Genomic DNA, 20,659 nt, shown 5'->3' on the forward strand with positions numbered 1-20,659 from the left:
CGCTCTGATTGACTATTCGCAGCGCGCTGCCCAAAATCAAGCGCTATCGGTGCATGATCTGTCTTTTCGCTTTCAGCCGATCGCAAACGGAATTGCTCAACTTATTGAAATTGATCGCTCGCCGGTTCTGATCCGGCGAGCGATCGTGATGCTAGGATGATCGAGTTTAGGCAGCTTTCAGGTCGAGGTCCTCAACTTCATCGCCCGCAACCGCATGACTGTTCATGTCCATATATTCAGATGTGGGCAGTGTGATCTCTTCCGGTTTCGTGGGTTTTGGCGTCACCGGTTTAGGCTTGGAGGCCAGATTCTTTGGTGTCTGCTTTGTGGCGATGATCGCCTCTGCGGCTGCGCCCAAAGCGACACCTACGTCATAGGCGCCGCACGATTTAACAGCGGCAAGAATTTCGGGGGCAAGCTCGACCATTCGAAAAAGCCAGCTCTTAGCCAACAAAACAAGACGTTCCTTCTGAAGTCGATCTCCAGGCTTGTCCTCTTCGACCCCGCGCTTTGCCGGTTCGACTTTCTGTGCTGGCGCGCCCTCGCCCATTAACATCGCAGGATCTAAGTCTCTAGGCTCCGTTGCGAGTTTTGCCTGTTCTCGCACATCACCGAGCCGTTTTTTAATCTTGGCAATCGGTGGGTTTTTCGGGTCAGTTATAGACGCAATCAATTCTTGCCGCACTAGATCGGGCACAGACGGACCAGCGAGCTCGTAAATGGTCGTTAGAGGCAAATGCGAAACTGTTTCGTATTTGTCGCCGATGTTTTTCGCGAAGTTCATGTAGTTCTGTGCGGTCCTAATATTCCACCGAACCTCGGCATCGAGCCACTTCTTAAATGCACCATGTTCAAGTTTATTTTTGACCCGAAGAAGCAGCGCACCGATTTCCACTATCTCTTTCCGTGCTCGACCCTCAAATTCGTGAATACGTTCGCGCACCTCGTCACAAAGCTGCCGAGTAGAAGCAATCATCCCAAGGTCATTTTCGTCCACGGGCACCTGAGTTACCGAGATTGTCGTTTCGCTGTTCGTCATGGTAGTCTCCTTTGATGGCCCAAGGGCCTGAATGTTGATTTGAAAGTCTGCGTTCACTCTTGCCTGCCGGGTGTTTCAGCCACTCGGCAGGCGTTTATATCGGGCTATTCGCCCTTCAGCTTCCACTGTGGAAAGTTCCATCGGACCGGCTTCGAAAGCTGTTCCAACAGCTTGTTTAGCCGCACAGCCTCACCCATCGCGGCCTTGCGGGCAGCGGGGTCTGCGAGGTCTGCCTGCTCTATGTCGTTCAAACGCGCAGTGAGCTGTTCGCGCTTAAAGCCATTCACTATGCCAGACAGGCTGACCGCCGCATCGATCAGTTGTTCAATCATGTTCTCTGCGCGCCCCAAAGAGCCCGTGTAGCCTCGGTAGGGGTTGTCGACATGCTCGATATTTTCGATTTCACCGGACAGCGATTTAGTATGGGAGTTGTCGATGAACTTTGGTGCATCCATCCCCATTGCGTCGAACGCCATGTGGAAGGTCGTGTTGTCGCCGTGATCGTTGAAGAACTCGTGAAAGGTTGCCGGGAACAATGTGTCGAACTTTGCTTGTGCCAAACGGTCAGCTCGCGCAACAGCGCGCCATCGCCGTCAAAGAGCGACGGCGCGGCGCGCTGTAGAAGCTTGAACGCCAGTTCCGAACGGAGGATCGCCAAGAGCGCGAAGCGGCGCCAAGATGCGTGAGCGCCGACTGGGCTGACCCTTTCGAGGAAAGCGACCCACCGTAGTTCGTCGGTATCACGCTCAAGGACGAACCGGGCTCCAAGCTCTACACCCCGCGCCAACGACGGCGGCGCCGGCCGGACGAGCGGCAGTCGATCTAGGAGCGCAGGGTCATCGTGAAGCCGCGCAGCGCCCCCCCATTCGCGCAGAATGTCGCGGCGAAATGCGATCCGGTCGACACTGAGCTCTCGTAAGCTCTCGCTTGCGATTAGCGTTTCGATCGCGATCGGCGAGGCGCGGGTTTCGATATGGTCATGGCCTGCGAGCACTGCATCAGAAAGGTCGCACAAGAGCCTTGCCCGATCGCGGCGTCCCTACGACACGCCGTCAGCGGTTGACCACCACCGTTCAAGCAGGTCGACTTCCGAACGCAGCTCGTGCGCCGAGCCCTGCACCTCGAGCAGCCTCGACAACCGGAAGAGATTCCGAGCTATGTCGCGGGCGGGATGGTCGTCAGCGAGTAGCGCGCGCAGCGCAGGCGCGGCCACCTTGAGTTCATCAATCTCCTCCGCACCAAGCTCCTCGACTATAATCGGTTGCGCTCGACCAAGTATGTCCAGCACGTTCGCCGGAAGCCAGTTGGGCTCATCTTTGTCAAAGCCGGCACGCACTGTAACTATGACTTGGAAGCTTGGCACGTAGGCGGCGGAGCGGACTAGGTCAATAACGGTCGCGCGCTTGCCGGGGTCGTCGAAGAAATCGAGACTGTCCACAAACAGGACGGCGCCGCCGCCACTCGCAAGGTCGGACAGAAACGCCTGCAAATTAGCATCGACGCCGAGCGCGGCCTTGAATGCTAGCCAACCTCCGGGGGGCGTCCGCTCCGGCGAGAGCACGATGGCTACTCCTTCCGAAAGCACTTGTTCAACTAGCTGGCCGAGCAGGCCGGATTCCTGCCTCCAGGACTGACCTGATGCAGAGTGATGGCGAGTATCGAAGCCGCCGGGCCAGACCTTCATGTTACCCAAACAGCCCTTTCGCGAACATGATCACTGTGTCATGTTAAAAAAAACCATATTTTCGAACACGTCGAGTGCAACATGTTAAAACAGACATACAAGCTGCCAACCCTGCCGCCCGATGTGACGCTGGAAACGGTGGCCGTGCTGAAGGCGCTCAACCGGGCGTCCCGCGCACTGGCAGACCTGAAGGGCCACGCCAAGACAATCCCGAACCAAGGCATCCTGATCGACACGCTGGCGCTTCAGGAAGCGAAGGCATCGTCAGAGGTCGAGAATATCGTCACCACCCAGGATGAGCTGTTTCAAGCCGATGTTTTCCCCGACGAGCCTCCGTCCCCGGCTGCTAAAGAAGTGGCACGGTATCGTGACGCGTTGCGCCTCGGTCACATTAGGTTGCAGGAAACTGGTGGTCTGATCCCAAACTCGACCTTGATCGACATGTTCCGACTGCTGAAGGACCGCAGCGACGGTTTCCGAGCAACCCCCGGCACCGCATTGAAGAACGAACGCAGCGGAGAGGTCGTCTTCGTGCCACCACAGGATGCGAACGAAATCGTCGCGTTGATGACGGCGCTTGAGCGGTTCATCAATGACGACGAGATGTCCAGCCTGGACCCGCTGATCAAGATGGCGCTGATCCACCATCAGTTCGAAAGCATTCACCCATTTCCAGACGGCAACGGCCGAATCGGTCGCATCCTCAACGTGCTTTACCTGACCCGGACGGGCCTGCTAGACATTCCGGTGCTCTACCTGTCCCGCCACATCACGCGGCATAAAAGCGACTACTACCGGCTCCTCCAGACGGTCCGTGACAATGGTGCGTGGGAAGACTGGGTTATCTTCATGCTCGATGGCGTGGCCGAGACAGCGGCTACGACCTTACGGCTGGTAGAGGGCATCGGCGATCAGATGCGCGCCGCCAAGCACCGGATGCGCACTGAGCTGCCAAAGCTCTACAGCCAGGAGCTGCTGAACAACCTCTTTCGCCACCCCTACACGCGGATAGACTACGTCCTGAACGATCTGACAGTCACCCGCCAAACCGCAGCGCGCTATCTCGACACGCTCGCCGAGCACGGTTTCGTGGAAAAGCACCGCGCGGGCAAAAACAATTACTACGTCAACACGAACTTGGTGCGGCTGCTGATGACGGTGTCAAATGACGATTTGACCCTCTAAGCTTTAGCGGGCAGGAGATCACTGCCTAACATCACATCAAACACTGTCGCCCACCCAAGAATCCCAGTGACTTCTGGACAGCTCACCCTCCATCTGAAGACAACACCAGATGATCGAGTGAGAGCCCTGGATAGGTAATCGCATTTACCAGTTCTACGCGCTGCTCCAGCATACCCTGTGGCATGATGCCGTAGAGGCCAGTCATGGATTGTTCTGTGTGACCCAGAATGAAGCCGAACTGATTGTCCAAATAGCCCGCCCTGCGCAAAGCGTCTGCGGCACCATGCCGAAAGGAGTAAAGCTTAAGGCCAGGTGCTTCCTTCAGGCCAATGCGCGCGAGATACTTGCCAAACTCACGAGAAAAATCTGCCATCATCTGACCGCGCTCGTTCCTTTTTGCACCAGGGAAAAGTTGTTTTTCCGCGCCTTCGACACGCTGGGCGTGGTATTCGAGCAGCCCGAGGCGCACTAGTTCAGGATGTATGGGGATTACGCGCATTGAGCCTAGCGTTTTGACCGACTTCCCCTCGCTGTGGGTTTCGCCCTCAATGGTGATGTGCATAAACCACTGCCCCTGCTGTTGGCGCAAGTCACTGACAGCTAACTGACCAATCTCTCCAGGCCTCGCACCGGAGAAAAGCATTATAAGCGGCACCCAAAAGCGGTGGTCGCGGATCAACACATCTCCAGGCCGTGAGATTAATCGCCACTCGGTTTCGCTCTGAGCTCCCGCGAACAACGGCGATGTGAACAGGATGTTCATCTGTTCGCTGGTGAAGGGCAACGTCTTGGCCCGACGTTCCTTGGGCAAGGCCATACCCGAACAGGGGTTCGCCGGAATGTAGCCGTTTACCTCGGCCCATGAACAGAATGCAGAGAGGCTCGACAGGTAACGATTGACTGTCCTGTCGGACAGCACCTGCCGCTTTAGCTCATCGTTCGCCACAACGATCTGACCAATGCTCATCCCGCGAAACGCTACAACCTCTGTAGCACGCACTGGATACTTCATCAAAAGCGCCTTCCACTCGCGGACATGCTTCTTATTGATTTTTGCCACAGGAAACCCGAGGCCCACCGTCTCAATAAAGATGCCAATGTCGCGACATGACTCGTTCATTCGGCTTTTAGAGACGTTCCTCGGATTTTCCTTCTTAAACGCTTCCACTGCCTCAGCAATGCTTTCTCCAACGGCAGCAATTTCAGTCGCAGCTCGTCGTTCAAGAGTTGGTGGCTTCACAAGCACATCACGGGGGAGCCCTGAGAAGTCGCCTTGGCGCGCTCCAGCGTGCGCTCCAAGGCGTCGATCTCCGCACGCATCAGACGCCGAGCTAGGCTGATCCAGTCAGGAGTTGAAGGCTCCACAAACAAGCGATTCACGCGCAGATATTCATCGACTTCATGTGCGATCAGCGCAGTTTCGCCCTTCGCAAGGTGCTTTCGCATTTCAGCCAATTTGACGGTGCGAGCCGTAGTAGATAGCTCCCCGGCCCTCTGAGCAACCTGTAATTCGATTGTCGCATCCAAGATGGACAGTAGGTCGATCCCCTTGAACTCGCCCCTTTCCACGCGCCCGAGCAAATCAGCTCTCATGGCTTCGATTCCTGCTTCTCCTGGCATCTGCGACCGCTCAACTTCATCACGCTCCAAAACTGCTTTGTGATGATCCCAAACGGCGTGTTCGCGGTCCGCGTCGAGCAAGGCCCGACGGGTGCGCAAATCGTCGAACTCGCGTTGCCACTCGGCAATCACAGGCCATAGTCTGAGCTTTGCCTGCGCCAGATCCTTAGTTTTGAGCGACAGCTTCCTCGTCTGTGTTTTGAGGACCGTCACGAGGTCTTCTGGCACATCAATGCGCGCATAGTAGACGGAACCGCGCTTGCTCAGATGAGAAATGTGCCCCATATTACTCCCCAAAGGTCGCCCTCCGAGACACATGCCCGGAACAGTGATTTTACTATAAAGTGCTTGTAGTCAATAGGTTGAGTTAGATCAAAAGGTTGAGTGAAACCGGGTTATGTTCCTCTCGCTCCGACCAATTCAAAAAATCCCGAGATTTCTAGCGACGCCAAGCGCCCCCTGAAGGGCGCTTTTTCTTTGCAAATCGCTCAGCGCTGCCGCCACATCGCCAGAATATAGGCCGAGGTCATCAGATCCAGATGCGCGCCGCCGCCGTTCTTGGCGACGGTGATTTCATCGTCGGAACTGCGCAGGTAAGCCCCCCGCGCCATGTCATAGAAATCGGCCTTGATATCCGCTTCGCTGATCACCCCGCGCGCAATCGGGTCTTTCAACTCGCCAATGTGATGCACCGTGGTGGCGCGGCTGTCGACGAACACTGACGCCCGCCGCATCACCTCGTCATCCGCCTCGCGCATCGCCGGGGTATAGGCACCGATCAGGTCGATATGTTGCCCCGGTTGCAGCCATTCGCCCTTCAACAACGGCTCGCGGCTCATCGTCGCCGTGCAGATCACATCGGCCGCGCGCACCGCAGCCGCCAAATCTGTCACCGCCGTCACCCGCCCATCCGCAGCCGCCATCGCTTCGGCCCCAGCAGGCGAGCGATTCCAGATGCTGAACTTGGCATCCGGAAACAGCGCGGAATAGGCCGAGATCATCGAGCGTGCTACCGTCCCCGCCCCCACCAGCAGGATATTCCGGCTGTCTTTGCGCGCCAGTTTGCTGGCCGAAAGCAGGCTATCGCCAGCGGTTTTCCATTTGGTCACCAGATGAAAATCAACCAAGGCCTCAAGCACGCCGGTCTGATCGTTGAACAGATTGACCGCACCGTGAATGCTGGGCAAACCGCGCGCCGCATTGCCCGGAACCACCGTGGCGACCTTCACCAGACTGCCCAAGCCATCAATCCACGCCGCCCGATCCAGCAGCGTATCCGCGCCGCGATACAAGAACAGGTCGTTGATTTCGGCGCGTGGCAACCGATGCCCAGCCTCAAACGCCTCGCACAGCCCCTGCCACGACAGCAGCGCCTCGGCCTCCGGCCCAACCACTTCAATGCTCATAACCCTGCCTCTTCCTTGCTCAGCAGCCCCTCGGCAACCAAGCGTTGCGCCCAGCCCTGCCAGCTTTCAAACTGATGCGTGCGCCAGCCCCTGCGGGCCGCCGCCGTGATATTCTCGGCCTTGTCATCGGTGAATAACAGCCTGTCAGGGGCGATGCCGCAATCCTCTTCAACCATCTGATAAATCAGCGGATCAGGCTTGATCACCCCCATCACGCCCGAGACATACAGCCGGTCGAAATCCTGCAAAAAATCCATCTTCGGCAGGGCTTCTTCAAACGAATAGCGCCCGAAATTGGTCAGCGCGAACACCGGGATACCCTTGGCCCTCAGCGCCCGCTGCAACGCGATGCTGCCCTCAATCCGGGGGCTGGCCAGTTCAATCCAGTGGTCATACCACATCCGCACTTCTGCGGCCCAGTCCGGGTGCTGCGCGGCCCAATCGTAGATCGTCTCGCGAAACAAAGCGCCCGCGTCCACCTGGTCATTCATGCCGTGCAGATCGACCGCCTCGAACAAAGCCCGACGCCGTTCCTCGCCAATCACCCGGTCGTAAAACGCCTCTGGCTGCCAACGCGTCAGCACATTGCCAATATCAAAGATCACCGCTTGGGGCTGCAACATCCAGATCCTTCTTCTTGCGCACCGTCTCGCGCCACAGGGTATAAAGCCCGGCGCCGCAGATCAACGCAATCCCCACCCAGGCCGTGCTATCCGGCAAGGTGCCAAACACCAGCGCCCCCCAGAAAATCGCCATCGGCATGCCGATATATTCAAACGGCGCGATCAACGCGGCCTCGGTTGTGCGATACGCCTGCGACATCATCAAACCGCCCACACCCACCGCCACCCCGGTCGCGATAAACGCCCACCAATCGCCAATCGGCGGCGTGTGCCAAGGCCGGAACAAAAACTCCCATGTGCTGCCCGGAGCCTGCGCCAGACCGCCATCGCCCGCCACAAACCCAAAGCCCAAGCTGATCACGATAAACCCGCATTGCACGAAGAAATTCAACGTCATAGCGCTTTCGGTCAGCCGCATCCGCCGCGTCATCATGTGACTGGAGGCATAGCAGAACGCCGAAATCAGCACCAGAATCGCCGCCGGTTGAATAACCCCCGCCCCCGGCCTTGTCATCACCACCACGCCCAGCATGCCGACACCAACCGCCGCCCAGCGCCGCGGTCCCACCTGTTCGCGCAAGATCACCGCCGACATCAGGGTCACGAACAACGGCGCCACAAACGCCGTCGCCACCGCATCCGCGAGCGGCATCAGCGACAGCCCGACGAAATAGGTCACGTTCGACACCATCACGATGCTGACCCGGAACAGGTGATCCAATGGCCTTTTCGTCAGCAACTGCCGAAACCCGCCGCCGGAAATCCAGATCACCGCCAGCACGATCGCCATGCCGACAAACGCCCGCAGCAAGATCACCTGATGCAATGCATAGGTGCCCGACAGAGCCTTGATCGCAAGGTCATTGACCGAAAGCACCACCCCGCCGCCAAGTGCAAACAGGATACCGGTGGCGGGTTTTTTGGAATTGTCTGACATACCTCAACTGACCGCAGCCGCTTGCCCAAATCTAGCCCAGAGGCGACATCAAAGCTTCGCTTGCCGCACAACCCGCTCTAAAACTTCCAGAAACCGTGAGCGATCTGCCTTGGAAAAGGGCCGCCCGCCACCCTGCCGAAACGGGTCAGCGCTGCGCAGATCCTGCATCAGATCCCGCGTCGCCAGCACATTGCCGATATTGGCCCCGTTCAATTCCTCGCCATTGTGCTTGACCACCTTGGCCCCCGCCGCCACGCATTTCGCGGCCAGCGGAATATCCCCGGTCACCACCACATCGCCCGGCCCGCAGGCCTCGGCGATCCACTTGTCGGCCTCATCCGGGCCCGCCTCCACAAACACGCTTTCGACCAACGGGTTCGCACTTGGCCGGATGCCCCCATTTGAGACCAGAATCATCCGCATCCCGTGCCGCGTCGCCACCCGCTCGGCTTCCGCCTTCACCGGGCAGGCATCGGCATCAATGAAAATACGACCCGTAGCAGTCATGGGCGCGCAAACACCTGCACCCAATAGTATTTCATCGCAAAGCTTTGCCCCTTCAGCGGCTTGTCATCCGGCTGATACACCACCGCGATCCCGGTTTCGGTCAGACCACAATTGAGGATATTCTTGCGGTGTCCCGAACTGCCCATCCAAGTCGCCATCATCTTCGCAGCCGAGGCATGACCCGCGCCGATGTTCTCGGCCACTTTGCTATAGCGATAGCCCTGCGCCTTGATCCGGTTAGAAAATTTGCCGCCATTCTTGCTGGAGTGGCTGAAGAAATTCTGCTCGGCCATCGCCTTGGCGTGGCCCCGCGCCGCAGCTTCCAGCTTGGCATTCGCCGTCAACGCCCCACATCCGACCCCCGCCCGCGCCTTGTTCACCGCCGCCAAGACCTGATCCTCCGAAGCGCCCGCCCATACAGGCTGCGCCAGCAAAGCCAACAAAACCGCCGCTTTCAGCAATCCGAGTTTACGCATTCAGTGCCCCCGCATGAAACGCCACATGTTCCTCCATGAAGGTGCTCACGAAGAAATAGCTGTGGTCATAGCCCTTCTGCATCCGAAAACTGCCGCCCTGCCGCCGCTCGGCCATCGCACCTGCCAAAGCCTCGGGCTTCAACAAATCAACAAACTGATCACTGGTGCCTTGGTCAATCAAAATCGGCCCATCAAAGCCGCGCTTCTTCATCAAAAGTGTGGCGTCATGCGGCGCCCAAGTCGCCTCATCCGGCCCCAGATACGCGCCAAACTGCTTGCGGCCCCAATCGCTCGCCGTCGGATTGCAGATCGGCGCAAAGGCCGAGACCGAGCGGAACCGCCCCGGAAAGCTCATCGCAATCGTCAGCGCGCCATGCCCGCCCATCGAATGCCCGGTGATCGACTGCGCAGCCTCAGCAATCGGAAACGCCTTGAACAACTCGCGCGGCAGTTCTTCCGTCACATAATCCCACATGCGGAAATTCTTGTCCCACGGGCTTTGCGTCGCGTTCACATAAAACCCCGCGCCCTGCCCCAGATCATAGGCCGCATCATTCGGCACGTCTTCGCCGCGCGGCGAGGTATCTGGGAACACCAAAGCAATGCCGACCTCCGCCGCCCAACGCTGTGCGCCCGCCTTCACCATCGCATTCTCATGCGTGCAGGTCAGCCCCGACAGATACCACAGCACCGGCACCAGCCCTTCTTCGGCCTCGGCAGGCAGGAACAGCCCGAAGGTCATCTCGCCGCCCGTCACCGCAGACGCATGGCTGTAAACCCCCTGCACGCCGCCATAAGCCCGGTTTTCAGAAATGGTTTTCATAATGCCCTCACACGCTTAGTTGGTTTTAGTCTTCACAGTTCAGCCCGTCACAAACGCAATCACCGCCGTCACGCTCAGCACCGACGCGGCGGTCGAGATCAGGATCGCGGTGGAAACCCGCTGCGGGGCCACCCCGTAATGCTGCGCCAGAATAAAGACATTTCCGGCCACAGGCAAAGATGCCGCCGCAATCATCACCCCCGCCGCATAGCGCTCCACCGGGAAAATCACCAGTGCCGCCAGCGCCACCGCCGCCGGATGCAGCGCCAGCTTGGCAAAACTCAGCCAGGCCGCCACCTCCAGCCGTTCCGCACTGCGGCCAGCAAGGCTCGCGCCAATCGCAAAGAGAGCGCAGGGTGTGGCCGCAGCCCCCAGCATGGTCATGAACTCATTCACCGGCACAGGCAGCGCCCAACCGGTCGCGCCCCAAGCCATGCCCAGCACCACCGAAACGATCATCGGATTTTTCAGCAGGCCCAGCCCGAGCACCTGAAAGATGCCCCAAGACATCCGGCCTTCGCGTAAGCCCACCACCAGCAGCGTCAACAAGCTGGAAAACACCACCAGATCAACCGCCAGCACCAGCAAGACCGGCCCCACCGCCGCCGGACCCAGCAGCAGCGTCAGCATCGGAATGCCTAGAAAACCCACATTGCCGATAATCCCGGTATGCGCCTCAAACACCGCAACTTCGGGCTTGGCCCCGCGCAGCAGCGCCACCCCGGCGACGATGGCCCAGACCAAAGCCGAGGCCAGAAAATACGCCCAGACAAACGCCCAAGAGAACACATCGCCAAGGTCCAGATTGGCCGCAAAGCCAAACAGCATCGCCGACAGCGCGAAGTAGAACACGAATTTCGTCAGATACGCCGTGGCCTCGGGGCTGAAAAACCGCAGCCGCCCCGCGCCATAGCCAAGGCCAATCACCGCAAAGAACGGCAGAGTTTTCAGCAAAATCGCCAGCATGGGGCCAGAGTTTCACGCCGCCCCGGCAGACACAAGCCTTCGCGGGCATCTGTGAACAAACTCTTAACGCGAAAACCTAAGACCTTGATTCATAACCGTTCTCTTTCGGTCCCGCAGGCGGACCAGCCCTCAACCGCCACCAATCAACACCCCCGCCGCGAACACCAATGCCCCGCCCAGCACCACCTGCATCGCCGCCCTTAAGAACGGCGTCTCCATGAATTTGTTCTGAATCCAGGCAATCGCCCACAATTCCACAAACACCACCACCATCGCGATGGTGGTCGCGGTCCAGAAATCCGGGATCAGATAGGGCAGCGCATGCCCCATCCCGCCCAACGTCGTCATCACCCCCGACGCCAGCCCGCGCTTGAACGGACTGCCCCGCCCCGACAGCACCCCATCATCATGCGCGGCCTCGGTGAACCCCATCGAGATCCCCGCCCCCACACTCGCCGCCGTCCCGACCAGAAACGTCGTCCAGGTATCCTGAGTGGCAAAAGCCGTGGCAAAGATCGGCGCAAGGGTGGAGACCGAGCCATCCATCAGCCCCGCCAACCCCGGCTGCACCCAAGTCAGAATAAACTGCCGCCGCGCCACCTTATCCTCACCGTCGCGCACCTCTGGCCCCAGCAGATCGGCCTCCAACCCCTCGGCATGAAGCTCATGCCCCGCCTCTGCCGCCGCCAGATCGCCCAGCAGCTTCCGCGTCGCTGCATCCTTGGTCCGCGCCGCCGCACGGGCGTAAAACTCCGCAGCGCCATGCTCCATCGCACGGGCCTCATCGCGGATGCGTTCCAGCCCCAAATTTTCGGTCAACCACACGGGTCGGCGCGCATAAAAACCCGCCACATGCTCGCGCCGCAGCAGCGGAATAACGGTGCCGAACCGGCTGACATGCAGATCAATCAGCATCTGCCGATGCCCGTCTTCCTCGATCGCCATTTCATCAAACACCGCCGCCGAAGCCGGATATTCCGCCCGCAGCCCTTGGGCATAGGTCCGGTAGATCCGCGCGTCGTCCTCTTCAGACGAAATCGCCAGCGCCAACACCTCTTGCTCGGTCAGATCGGCAAAACGCCTGAGGTTGGAAATGTTGAAACCCATGTCAGACTCATCTCGGTTTAGTTTGGAATGATTCTAAGTAGACCGATCACACCGCAAACACCAAGCCCAAATCGCAATCTGAACCGTCAAGTTCAGATTTCACTTGCCAAACTGAACGAATCAGTTCATTTTCACATTTGAACCGATGAGTTCAGATATAGGAGCCCGCCATGAAACCCTTCGCTACCGCCCTGCTGCTGACCCTCGCCGCCGCCACCCAAGCTTCGGCCTTCTCGATGAGCGTCAATCTGCCCGACCTGACCTTCCCGCCGACCACCACCTCCATTTCGGCGCAAAATGCTGCCCAGCCCGGCAAGTGACCAACCGCTTGCCCGTCCCCCCGCTGCCGCTATAGACTGTGGTAAGGGGGACAGCATGGGTGCCAAGCCGCAACTAATTGTTAAGGGTCGCAAGTTCGATCAGGTGCTGGAAGGCGCGCGCACGGTATTCATGCGCGACGGCTTTGAACGCGCATCGGTCGATGACATCGCGCGCGAGGCCGGGGTGTCGAAAGCCACGCTCTATGCCTATTTTCCCGACAAACGCCTGCTTTTCCTTGAAATTGCCAGCGCCGAATGCCGCCGTCAGGCCGATGATGCCGAAGCCCACATCGACCCCAACGCGCCCATCGCCGATGTTCTGCGACTGGCCGCGCAAAAGATCACCGCATTCATGCTGTCGGATTTTGGCCAGCGGATCTACCGTATCGCTGTGGCAGAATCGGAAAATTTCCCCGCCGTCGCGCATCAATTCTACCACTCCGGCCCGAAACTGGTGCAAGATCGTATCGCCGAAATGCTGCGCTGCGCCACCGAACGCGGTGAGTTGATCATCGACGACATCCCCTTTGCCGCCGCGCAATTCGCGCAGCTGTGCAAGGTCGACATTCAAGACCGCATGATCTTCACGCCCAGCCCGTGCTGCACCACCGCCGACGCCACCCGCGTCATCGAGGGTGCCGTCGCAATGTTCATGGCGCGCTACGGCGCAAAACCCTAGCCGTTGTCGCGCAGAACTCCGCCCGCCAGATACAAAGACCCGCAGATCAGCACCCGCGCGCCGGGTGATCCTGCGGCAATCGCGGCCAAAGCCTCGGCCACCGAACCAGCCACCTCAGCCTGCATCCCCACACTCAAAGCCGCATCCCGCGTCACTTCAGCGGGCAGCGTATTTTTCTCACCGGGGATCGACACCGCATGCAGCCGGGTCACGCAAGCTGCCAGCGGTTCCATATAGCCGCGCACATCCTTGGTGTTCAGCATGCCGCAGATCAGATGTGTCTCGCGCGCAGGCATCCGCGCCAAAGTCGCCGCCACAGCAGCACCCCCCGCCGGATTATGCCCACCGTCCAGCCACAACTCGACACCCGGCGCACTGTCCACCAATGGCCCCACTCGCAAACGCTGCATCCTTGCGGGCCAATAGGCCTTGGTCACCGCCGCCTCACAGGCCGCCGCATCTTTCCCCAGCGCCCGCAAGGCCGCAATTGCCGCCCCGGCGTTCTGCACCTGAAACGGCCCCGGCAGGTTCGGCAAGGGCAGATCCAACAGCCCGTTCTCATCCTGATAAATCAACCGCCCACGCTCTTCCCAAGCGCTCCACTGTTGGCCAAACGCCAGCACCGGGCAACCGAGCCGCGCCGCGCGCGCCTCGATCACCGCCATGCCTTCATCTTCCTGCGGGCCAATCACACACGGCACGCCGCGCTTCAAAATCCCGGCTTTTTCGCCAGCGATCTCGGCCAAAGTCTCACCCAGATATTGCTGATGGTCGATCGACACCGGGGTGATCACCGTCAAAACCGGCTTTGCCACCACATTGGTCGCGTCCAGACGGCCGCCCAAGCCGACCTCTAGCAGCGTATAGTCTGCACGCACCCGGCTGAACGCCAGAAACGCCGCACAGGTGGTGATCTCAAAAAACGTGATCTCATCCGGGCCGTTCGCCACCACGCACTCGTCCAGCAACGCCGTCAAAGCATCCTCGGAAATCAGCTCGCCGGCCAAACGAATCCGTTCGTGAAACCGCGCCAAATGCGGCGAGGTATAGGCATGCACCAAGGATCCGCCCGCTTCCAGCCCGGCCCGGATCATCGCTTGCGTGCTGCCCTTGCCATTGGTGCCCGCGATATGGATCACCGGCGGAACCGAGCGTTCGGGGTTGCCCAGCGCGCTGAGCAACCGCTCCACCCGATCCATCACAAGATCAATCACCTTGGGATGCAGCGTCATCATCCGTTCCAGAACGGCGTCAGAGCTCACGCTTTGACCTCGGCCGCCTCGAGAATGCTTCCCGGCGGTGGCAGATCACCCTTCACCGCAGGCGATTGGTTCATCAGCATGCGCAGGATCGTCACCAATTCCTCACGCATGGCTTTGCGGTGCGTCACCCGGTCCAACATACCGTGATCCAACAGATATTCCGCGCGCTGGAAACCTTCGGGCAGCTTTTCGCGAATGGTTTGTTCAATCACCCGCGGCCCGGCGAAACAGATCAGCGCGTTCGGTTCGGCAATCTGCACATCCCCCAGCATGGCATAAGACGCGGTCACGCCGCCGGTGGTCGGATGCGTCAGCACCACCACATAAGGCAACCCGGCTTCCTTCAGCATCTGCACCGCCACCGTGGTGCGCGGCATCTGCATCAGGCTGAGAATCCCCTCTTGCATCCGCGCGCCGCCCGCCGCCGAAAACAGCACCAGCGGCCGCTTGGTCGCCACCGCCCGCTGCGCCGCCGCAATGATGGCGTTGCCGACATACATCCCCATGGATCCCGCCATGAAGCTGAAATCCTGCGCCACCGCGATGATCGGCGTGCGGCCAACTTCGCCTTCGGCCACCAGCATCGCTTCGCGCTCGCCCGTCACCTTTTGCGCCGCCTTCAGACGCTCGGGGTATTTTTTCTGATCGCGGAAATGCAGTGGGTCGACCACCGGCTCCGGCACCTTCACCTCGACGAACACGCCGACATCGAACAGCCCGACAAACCGATCCCGCGGGCTGATCGCCATATGGTGATCGCACGAGGTGCAGACGTTCAGATTCGCCGCAAGTTCGCGGTGAAACAGCATCGTCCCGCATTCCGGGCATTTCGTCCAAAGATTCTCGGGCACCTCGCGGCGCGAAAACAGCGAGTTGATCTTCGGGCGGACGTAGTTTGAAATCCAGTTCATCGCCTGTCCTGCGGTAACATCGGTCTCCTGTCAGATAGTCCGAGGGGGGCGGAAATGCAATCGCTGCCACGCCCCGCTGGCATCGGCCCGCCGCTGTCCCCAGCCTCCAAGCCGACCTACAGTTTCATCTTGGCCGAAATACGCCCGTCTGAGGCTCCCGCTGTCTCAACGCGCGCAGACCATGCAACCCTCTGCTCCGGTGCAGCATCGTAGGGTGGGTGCAACCCACCGCCCCGATCCGGCATTTCACGCCATATCCAGCCAAACCTGTCCGTCACGATAGCCGCCCGCGATCACATGTCCGGGTGTGGTCACCTCTGGATGCGTCTCAGCCCAATCGCGGAACCGATCATTGCTGACAATCCGTGCGCCCAGATCGCGGGCTGAGGCCAAAATCACCGGATCGGCAGGCGTGCCCTTGGCCACAACCATCACCCGCTCATGCGGCAATCCCAACAGCTTGCCAAAGGCACGATCGTGCTTGTACTTGCCCATCAGCTTGTGGCCTGCATTGGCGTCAAAAACGACACCCGGCGCATAGCCCGCCGCTGTCAGCTTCTCAACCACCGCCCGCACCGACTCGATTTGCGGCACATTGTCCTTCCAATGCATCACGTTAGAGCCATCAACCACGACATATTTCGGCGGGGCTTGTCTGCGCGCAAACACCCCGCGCCGGGGTGGGCCCGTCGGCATGGCGTGCTGCGTGGCGGGTGAAATTGCTTTGCCCCGCGCCGCAGCGCCCTGCGCAAATCTTGCCCGCAGCAAAAGCCAGACACTGGCCGCCAGCATCGGCCCCGCCAGCATCACAAAATCCTGCAGCCCCGGCAGCACGACGGCCAGGGCAAGCCCGATCATCGAAGCAAGACACAAGAAAAGCGGCGCAATCATCCCATACTCCCGCCGAGCGTTCGACCCAAGGAATGGGCCGGGAATCGCCCCGACACTCCTCACTAAAGCGTCAAACCCTTAAGAAAACCTTAAATCCAGCCTGCTACCGCATTGATTTCAATCATCTAAAAATGGTCCCGAGTTGGGACCATCCCCACCCTCACGCCTTGGGCCGATGATCGACGACCCGTACCGCCTTGCCCTGACTGCGCGGCACGCTGCCCGGCGGCCCTGCGGCAACCTCAACATTGATCCCCCACATCTGCCGGATCCGCTTTTGCAAGCCCGTGCCCAGCCGCGCCAGCTCGTCCGCATCGATGGCAGCCACCGCCTCAACCCCCACCGTCATCGAATCCAATCGCCCCGCACGGCGCAGCTCGATCTGGAAATGCGGCGCAAGCCCCGGATGCGCCAGCACCTGCTCTTCGATCTGCGACGGGAACACATTCACCCCACGCAGGATCATCATGTCATCGCTGCGCCCGCGCAGCCGCTCCAACCGCCGCATCGACCGCGCCGTGCCGGGCAACAGCCGGGTCAGATCCCGCGTCCGATACCGCACAATCGGCAGCGCCTCTTTGCTCAGCGAGGTCAGCACCAGCTCGCCAAACGCCCCCTCCGGCAACACCGCCCCGGTGACCGGATCAATGATCTCGGCCAGAAAGTGATCTTCCCAAAGCGTCAGCCCATCCTTGCTTTCCACGCATTCAATCGCCACCCCCGGCCCGATCACCTCGGACAGCCCATAGCAATCCAGCGCGTGCATATCGAAGGCGGACTCAATCTCGGCCCGCATCGCATTGGTCCACGGCTCGCCACCGAAAATCCCCACCCGCAGCGGGCTTTTACGCGGATCACGGCCCTGCGCGCGGTATTCATCCAGAATCGACAGCATGTAGGACGGGGTGGAGCCAATGGTGGTGGCCCTGAAATCTTCGATCAGATTGACCTGCCGATGCGTCATGCCGCTGGAAACCGGCACCACGGTGCAGCCCAGTTTCTCGGCGCCATAGTGAAAGCCAAGCCCACCGGTGAACAACCCGTATCCGTAGGACAGATGCACCACATCGCCGGGCCGCGTGCCGCAAGCCCGCATCGTCCGCGCCATCAGATGCGCCCAGGTGTCAATGTCTTTCGCGGTGTAGCCCACCACGGTAGGCTTGCCTGTGGTGCCGGATGACGCGTGCAGCCGCACCACCTTTTCACGCGGCACGGCGAACAGGCCAAACGGATAATTGGCGCGCAAATCGGCCTTGGTGGTGAACGGAAACCGCGAAATATCGCTTAGCTGGCCCAGATCATCGGGATGCACGCCCGCGGCTTTGAAGGCAGCGTTGATATGCGGCACATTGTGATAGGCATGCGCCAGCGACCATTTCAGCCGGGTCAGCTGTAGTGCTTCGATCTCATCGCGTGAGGCGATTTCGATGGGTTCAAGGGTCAGCCGATCCGGCGATATGTCAAGCATGCGGTCTCCTCGCCGGAAGGGCGATTGCGTTTAGAGTTGGGATGTCTTGCGCGCAAATCTGGGCATTGTCATGACGAGACCGGAAGTTGCCGCCCCAGACAGACAAAAGCCGCGACAGGAGCGCCCTGCCGCAGCCTTATGCTCAAGTTTTCATCACTTCGTGGCTTCAGACCGCCAGCAGGTCATGCACCATCGGAATCACCTTTTCGCCGTAAAGCTGGATACAGTTGAGCAACTGATCATGCGGCTGTGGCCCGGTGGCGTATTTCATATCAAACCGCTGGATTTTCAGATCGCGGATTGTCGCTGCGATCTTCTTTGCCACGGTTTCCGGCGACCCGACATAAAGCGAGCCGTGGTGCACCTCTTCCAGAAACCGCTCTTTGGTTGTCGGCGGCCAGCCACGTTCACGGCCCAAGCGACCGAACATGGTCTGATAATGCGGCCACAGCAGTTCCTGCGCCTCGGTATCCGTTGCGGCCACAAACCCCGGCGAATGGATGCCAATCGGGCGCACAGTTTTACCCAGTTGGTCCACAGCGCGGTGATAAAGGTCGATATAGGGCAGGAACCGCCGTGGATCGCCGCCGATGATCGCCAGCATCAGTTGCAGATCCTGCCGCACCACCCGCACCACCGATTCCGGGGAACCGCCCACACCAACCCAAGTCGTCAGTTGTTTCGGGCCAACCGGCGGATAGACGATCTGGTTGGTCAACGGCGTGCGGGTTTCCCCTGCCCAAGTCAGTTTGGGTTCACGCACCAGTTTGGCGAAAATATCCAGCTTTTCCTCGAACAGCAGCTCGTAATCATCCATCGCATAGCCGAACAGTGGATAGCTTTCGGTAAAGCTGCCGCGCCCCAGGATCACCTCTGCCCGCCCGTTCGAGATCGCGTTCAGGGTGGAAAACCGCTGAAACACCCGGATCGGATCATCTGACGACAGCACCGTCACGGCGGTGCCCAAGTGGATTTTGCTGGTGCGTCCGGCAATCGCCGCCAAAATCACCTCGGGCGAGGAGATTGCGAAATCCGGGCGGTGGTGTTCGCCCAAGCCGATGAAATGCACACCAGCCTGATCCGCCACCACGGCTTCGTCGACCACATCGCGGATCACCTGATCCATCGGTTTCTGCGCGCCATTGGCGTCGATGGTCACATCGCCAAAGGTATCAAGGCCAAGTTCGATATTCATATCTGTCTCCCAGAGCGCTGCGGGATGATCCTGCGCGCCCATGCTGTTGAGACAGAGATAAGTGCAGCCGCGCTTGTGGGGAAGTCTGCGCGGCTGCACATCGGCTGTTCAAGAAGGATCAGCCGATATAGGCGCGCAGTGCCGCTTCGCACCCTTCATCGCGGACGCGGGCGAGTTGGGTGGCGAAGGCGGTCTGGAAGCTGGGGTTATCGGCAAGGTCGCCGTAAATGGTGCGTTGATCAAGCCAAGCCTGCGGATTGGATTGCGCGGCGATGGCTGTGGCCTGCAACGCTTCCCAATTCGGATCATTTGGCGGGATATAGCTGCCTTTGTCCGAAGTTCCGGTGCAATAGCGACACCAGAGTGCGCTGACGAGGGCCAGCCCGTCACAGGATTGCCCCGCAGCCAGACGGTCGCGCAGGGGGGGCACGATGAATTTCGGTTGCCGATTGGACCCGTCAAGGCACAGCCGACGCTCGGTATCGGCCACCTCGGGGTTCGAGAACCGCTCGACGATCTTGGCGTAGTAATCGACCAGATTGGTGTCGGGCACCGGGGCAACCGTGGGGATGATCTCGGTGGTTTCCAGTTTATTCAGGAAGCCGAGGATCAGCGGATGCGCCATCGCTTCGTGGACATACTCGATGTCCAAAAGCCCACCCGGATAGGCAATGGTGGCGTGGCCGCCGTTCAGGATGCGGATTTTCATCGCCTCATAGGCGTGGACATCGTTTGAGAAAGTGACGCCAACCTTCTCCAACGGCGGGCGGCCAGCGGGGAAATTATCCTCCAGCACCCATTGCCGGAACGGCTCGCAGGTCACAGGCACCGGATCATCGCCAAGGCCGAAAGCGGCCACCATTGCACGCTCGCGCGGGCCGGTGGCGGGGGTGATGCGGTCCACCATGCCGTTCGGAAAGGCGACATTGGCCTTGATCCAATCGGCAAGCGCGGGGTCGGACAGGCGGGCAAGGCCCACCACGGCGGCTTCGGTGACATGGCCGTTGCCGGGCAGGTTATCGCAGGACATCACGGTAAACGGTGCAATCCCAGCGGCGCGGCGGGCTTTCAGCGCCGCGATGATCGCCCCAAAGGCTGTGCGGTGCGGATTGGCGGCATCGGCGGCGATCTCCGGCGCGGTTGGGTCAAATTCGCCCGTAGCGGGGTCAATGAAATAGCCGCCTTCGGTGACGGTCAGACTGACGATGCGGATTTCGGGGCGGGCCATCGCGGCGATCAGCGCGGCGTTGTCGGGCTGCACCTCGATAAAACCGATCATCGCGCCGATACGGCGGGCAGATTTGCCCTTCGGGTCCAGCTCGATGATTGACGACAGACAATCCTGCGCCAGCATCGCCGCGCGCATCCGGGCATCGCCTTCGCGCACGCCCGCGCCAAGGATCGCCCAATCATGTGCCAGACCCATCGCGAACAGATCGTCCAGATAGACCGCCATATGCGCGCGGTGGAAATTGCCCAAACCGATATGGACAATGCCGGGGGTCAGCTTGCTGCGGTCATAGGCAGGCATCGTCGCAGTTTGTGAACTGTCATTCATGG

The 20,659-nt window shown here is 59.9% G+C and carries 22 protein-coding genes; 3 read left to right on the top strand and 19 right to left on the bottom strand.

Annotation, left to right across the window (positions count from 1 at the left end; translation table 11 throughout):
- Window positions 1-166: 166 nt before the first annotated feature.
- From U1A24_RS12470 to U1A24_RS12480, 3 genes are all read right to left on the bottom strand, one after another.
- Window positions 167-1,039 (bottom strand): DUF3102 domain-containing protein, encoded by an 873-nt coding sequence (locus U1A24_RS12470; protein WP_322322294.1) that lies wholly within the window; start codon window positions 1,037-1,039, stop codon window positions 167-169.
- A 104-nt stretch (window positions 1,040-1,143) separates the two neighbouring features.
- The gene (locus tag U1A24_RS12475) at window positions 1,144-1,599 is read right to left on the bottom strand and encodes a hypothetical protein (RefSeq protein WP_322322295.1); all 456 of its coding nucleotides are present in this window, start codon (window positions 1,597-1,599) and stop codon (window positions 1,144-1,146) included.
- A 479-nt stretch (window positions 1,600-2,078) separates the two neighbouring features.
- Window positions 2,079-2,723 carry a hypothetical protein gene (locus U1A24_RS12480; protein WP_322322296.1) on the bottom strand — a complete coding sequence of 215 codons (645 nt, stop codon included), beginning with the start codon at window positions 2,721-2,723 and terminating at the stop codon, window positions 2,079-2,081.
- Window positions 2,724-2,804: 81 nt separating this feature from the next.
- Here U1A24_RS12480 and U1A24_RS12485 point away from each other — a divergent pair, with 81 nt between their 5' ends.
- On the top strand, window positions 2,805-3,908 hold the full coding sequence (locus U1A24_RS12485; RefSeq protein WP_322322297.1) for a Fic family protein: 1,104 nt from the start codon (window positions 2,805-2,807) through the stop codon (window positions 3,906-3,908).
- Window positions 3,909-3,990: 82 nt separating this feature from the next.
- Here the strand turns inward: U1A24_RS12485 and U1A24_RS12490 are convergent, their stop codons facing one another.
- The 10 genes from U1A24_RS12490 to mbfA form a co-directional block, all read right to left on the bottom strand.
- Window positions 3,991-5,154, bottom strand: a complete 1,164-nt coding sequence (locus U1A24_RS12490; protein ID WP_322322298.1) for a site-specific integrase — start codon at window positions 5,152-5,154, stop codon at window positions 3,991-3,993.
- Entirely contained in the window at window positions 5,145-5,813 is a 669-nt protein-coding gene (locus tag U1A24_RS12495) for a DUF6538 domain-containing protein (protein WP_322322299.1), read from the bottom strand. The genes U1A24_RS12490 and U1A24_RS12495 overlap by 10 nt, the downstream gene beginning before the upstream one ends.
- 203 nt (window positions 5,814-6,016) lie before the next feature.
- Window positions 6,017-6,934, bottom strand: coding sequence for an ornithine cyclodeaminase (locus U1A24_RS12500; protein ID WP_322322300.1), 918 nt, complete (start codon window positions 6,932-6,934; stop codon window positions 6,017-6,019).
- Window positions 6,931-7,557, bottom strand: a complete 627-nt coding sequence (locus tag U1A24_RS12505) for an HAD family hydrolase (RefSeq protein WP_416173490.1) — start codon at window positions 7,555-7,557, stop codon at window positions 6,931-6,933. The genes U1A24_RS12500 and U1A24_RS12505 overlap by 4 nt, the downstream gene beginning before the upstream one ends.
- The gene (locus U1A24_RS12510) at window positions 7,529-8,494 is read right to left on the bottom strand and encodes a DMT family transporter (RefSeq protein ID WP_322322301.1); all 966 of its coding nucleotides are present in this window, start codon (window positions 8,492-8,494) and stop codon (window positions 7,529-7,531) included. Before U1A24_RS12510 ends, U1A24_RS12505 begins: the two co-directional genes overlap by 29 nt.
- 48 nt (window positions 8,495-8,542) lie before the next feature.
- Window positions 8,543-9,001 carry a YaiI/YqxD family protein gene (locus U1A24_RS12515; protein WP_322322302.1) on the bottom strand — a complete coding sequence of 153 codons (459 nt, stop codon included), beginning with the start codon at window positions 8,999-9,001 and terminating at the stop codon, window positions 8,543-8,545.
- Window positions 8,998-9,477, bottom strand: a complete 480-nt coding sequence (locus tag U1A24_RS12520) for a CAP domain-containing protein (RefSeq protein WP_322322303.1) — start codon at window positions 9,475-9,477, stop codon at window positions 8,998-9,000. Before U1A24_RS12520 ends, U1A24_RS12515 begins: the two co-directional genes overlap by 4 nt.
- A complete protein-coding gene (gene fghA, locus U1A24_RS12525; RefSeq protein WP_322322304.1) occupies window positions 9,470-10,300 on the bottom strand; it encodes an S-formylglutathione hydrolase in 831 nt (276 codons plus the stop codon). The genes U1A24_RS12520 and fghA overlap by 8 nt, the downstream gene beginning before the upstream one ends.
- Before the next feature lie 39 nt (window positions 10,301-10,339).
- Window positions 10,340-11,266 (bottom strand): AEC family transporter, encoded by a 927-nt coding sequence (locus U1A24_RS12530; RefSeq protein WP_322322305.1) that lies wholly within the window; start codon window positions 11,264-11,266, stop codon window positions 10,340-10,342.
- 129 nt (window positions 11,267-11,395) lie between these two features.
- The gene (gene mbfA / locus U1A24_RS12535; protein WP_322322306.1) at window positions 11,396-12,373 is read right to left on the bottom strand and encodes an iron exporter MbfA; all 978 of its coding nucleotides are present in this window, start codon (window positions 12,371-12,373) and stop codon (window positions 11,396-11,398) included.
- Between the two features lie 170 nt (window positions 12,374-12,543).
- On the opposite strand from mbfA, the gene U1A24_RS12540 reads away from it, so the two are divergent.
- Together U1A24_RS12540 and U1A24_RS12545 are read left to right on the top strand one after the other, a co-directional pair.
- Window positions 12,544-12,693, top strand: a complete 150-nt coding sequence (locus U1A24_RS12540; protein WP_322322307.1) for a hypothetical protein — start codon at window positions 12,544-12,546, stop codon at window positions 12,691-12,693.
- Window positions 12,694-12,748: 55 nt separating this feature from the next.
- Window positions 12,749-13,372 carry a TetR/AcrR family transcriptional regulator gene (locus tag U1A24_RS12545; protein WP_322322308.1) on the top strand — a complete coding sequence of 208 codons (624 nt, stop codon included), beginning with the start codon at window positions 12,749-12,751 and terminating at the stop codon, window positions 13,370-13,372.
- Here the strand turns inward: U1A24_RS12545 and U1A24_RS12550 are convergent.
- The 6 genes from U1A24_RS12550 to U1A24_RS12575 all read right to left on the bottom strand — a co-directional run bounded on the left by U1A24_RS12550 (window position 13,369) and on the right by U1A24_RS12575 (window position 20,657).
- Window positions 13,369-14,607 (bottom strand): folylpolyglutamate synthase/dihydrofolate synthase family protein, encoded by a 1,239-nt coding sequence (locus U1A24_RS12550; RefSeq protein WP_322322353.1) that lies wholly within the window; start codon window positions 14,605-14,607, stop codon window positions 13,369-13,371. The two genes, U1A24_RS12545 and U1A24_RS12550, sit on opposite strands and share 4 nt — an antisense overlap.
- Window positions 14,608-14,630: 23 nt before the next feature.
- Window positions 14,631-15,545: an acetyl-CoA carboxylase, carboxyltransferase subunit beta gene (gene accD, locus U1A24_RS12555; RefSeq protein ID WP_322322309.1), complete on the bottom strand. Its 915-nt coding sequence runs from the start codon at window positions 15,543-15,545 to the stop codon at window positions 14,631-14,633.
- Window positions 15,546-15,791: 246 nt separating this feature from the next.
- The gene (locus tag U1A24_RS12560) at window positions 15,792-16,403 is read right to left on the bottom strand and encodes an NYN domain-containing protein (protein ID WP_322322310.1); all 612 of its coding nucleotides are present in this window, start codon (window positions 16,401-16,403) and stop codon (window positions 15,792-15,794) included.
- Between the two features lie 193 nt (window positions 16,404-16,596).
- Window positions 16,597-17,904, bottom strand: coding sequence for an AMP-binding protein (locus U1A24_RS12565; protein ID WP_322322311.1), 1,308 nt, complete (start codon window positions 17,902-17,904; stop codon window positions 16,597-16,599).
- A 166-nt stretch (window positions 17,905-18,070) separates the two neighbouring features.
- Window positions 18,071-19,099, bottom strand: coding sequence for an LLM class flavin-dependent oxidoreductase (locus U1A24_RS12570; RefSeq protein WP_322322312.1), 1,029 nt, complete (start codon window positions 19,097-19,099; stop codon window positions 18,071-18,073).
- Between the two features lie 118 nt (window positions 19,100-19,217).
- Entirely contained in the window at window positions 19,218-20,657 is a 1,440-nt protein-coding gene (locus U1A24_RS12575) for a mannitol dehydrogenase family protein (RefSeq protein WP_322322313.1), read from the bottom strand.
- Window positions 20,658-20,659 lie beyond the last annotated feature (2 nt).

It is taken from the genome of Cypionkella sp., from assembly GCF_034376685.1.
GTDB lineage: Bacteria > Pseudomonadota > Alphaproteobacteria > Rhodobacterales > Rhodobacteraceae > Cypionkella.

Bases quoted from the DNA above. Each gene is read 5' to 3' on its own strand.
- U1A24_RS12470 (WP_322322294.1), bottom strand. From the start codon at position 1,039: ATGACGAACAGCGAAACGACAATCTCGGTAACTCAGGTGCCCGTGGAC.
- U1A24_RS12480 (WP_322322296.1), bottom strand. From the start codon at position 2,723: ATGAAGGTCTGGCCCGGCGGCTTCGATACTCGCCATCACTCTGCATCA.
- U1A24_RS12485 (WP_322322297.1), top strand. From the start codon at position 2,805: ATGTTAAAACAGACATACAAGCTGCCAACCCTGCCGCCCGATGTGACG.
- U1A24_RS12495 (WP_322322299.1), bottom strand. From the start codon at position 5,813: ATGGGGCACATTTCTCATCTGAGCAAGCGCGGTTCCGTCTACTATGCG.
- U1A24_RS12500 (WP_322322300.1), bottom strand. From the start codon at position 6,934: ATGAGCATTGAAGTGGTTGGGCCGGAGGCCGAGGCGCTGCTGTCGTGG.
- U1A24_RS12505 (WP_416173490.1), bottom strand. From the start codon at position 7,557: ATGTTGCAGCCCCAAGCGGTGATCTTTGATATTGGCAATGTGCTGACG.
- U1A24_RS12510 (WP_322322301.1), bottom strand. From the start codon at position 8,494: ATGTCAGACAATTCCAAAAAACCCGCCACCGGTATCCTGTTTGCACTT.
- U1A24_RS12515 (WP_322322302.1), bottom strand. From the start codon at position 9,001: ATGACTGCTACGGGTCGTATTTTCATTGATGCCGATGCCTGCCCGGTG.
- U1A24_RS12520 (WP_322322303.1), bottom strand. From the start codon at position 9,477: ATGCGTAAACTCGGATTGCTGAAAGCGGCGGTTTTGTTGGCTTTGCTG.
- fghA (WP_322322304.1), bottom strand. From the start codon at position 10,300: ATGAAAACCATTTCTGAAAACCGGGCTTATGGCGGCGTGCAGGGGGTT.
- U1A24_RS12530 (WP_322322305.1), bottom strand. From the start codon at position 11,266: ATGCTGGCGATTTTGCTGAAAACTCTGCCGTTCTTTGCGGTGATTGGC.
- mbfA (WP_322322306.1), bottom strand. From the start codon at position 12,373: ATGGGTTTCAACATTTCCAACCTCAGGCGTTTTGCCGATCTGACCGAG.
- U1A24_RS12540 (WP_322322307.1), top strand. From the start codon at position 12,544: ATGAAACCCTTCGCTACCGCCCTGCTGCTGACCCTCGCCGCCGCCACC.
- U1A24_RS12545 (WP_322322308.1), top strand. From the start codon at position 12,749: ATGGGTGCCAAGCCGCAACTAATTGTTAAGGGTCGCAAGTTCGATCAG.
- U1A24_RS12550 (WP_322322353.1), bottom strand. From the start codon at position 14,607: ATGATGACGCTGCATCCCAAGGTGATTGATCTTGTGATGGATCGGGTG.
- accD (WP_322322309.1), bottom strand. From the start codon at position 15,545: ATGAACTGGATTTCAAACTACGTCCGCCCGAAGATCAACTCGCTGTTT.
- U1A24_RS12560 (WP_322322310.1), bottom strand. From the start codon at position 16,403: ATGATCGGGCTTGCCCTGGCCGTCGTGCTGCCGGGGCTGCAGGATTTT.
- U1A24_RS12565 (WP_322322311.1), bottom strand. From the start codon at position 17,904: ATGCTTGACATATCGCCGGATCGGCTGACCCTTGAACCCATCGAAATC.
- U1A24_RS12570 (WP_322322312.1), bottom strand. From the start codon at position 19,099: ATGAATATCGAACTTGGCCTTGATACCTTTGGCGATGTGACCATCGAC.
- U1A24_RS12575 (WP_322322313.1), bottom strand. From the start codon at position 20,657: ATGAATGACAGTTCACAAACTGCGACGATGCCTGCCTATGACCGCAGC.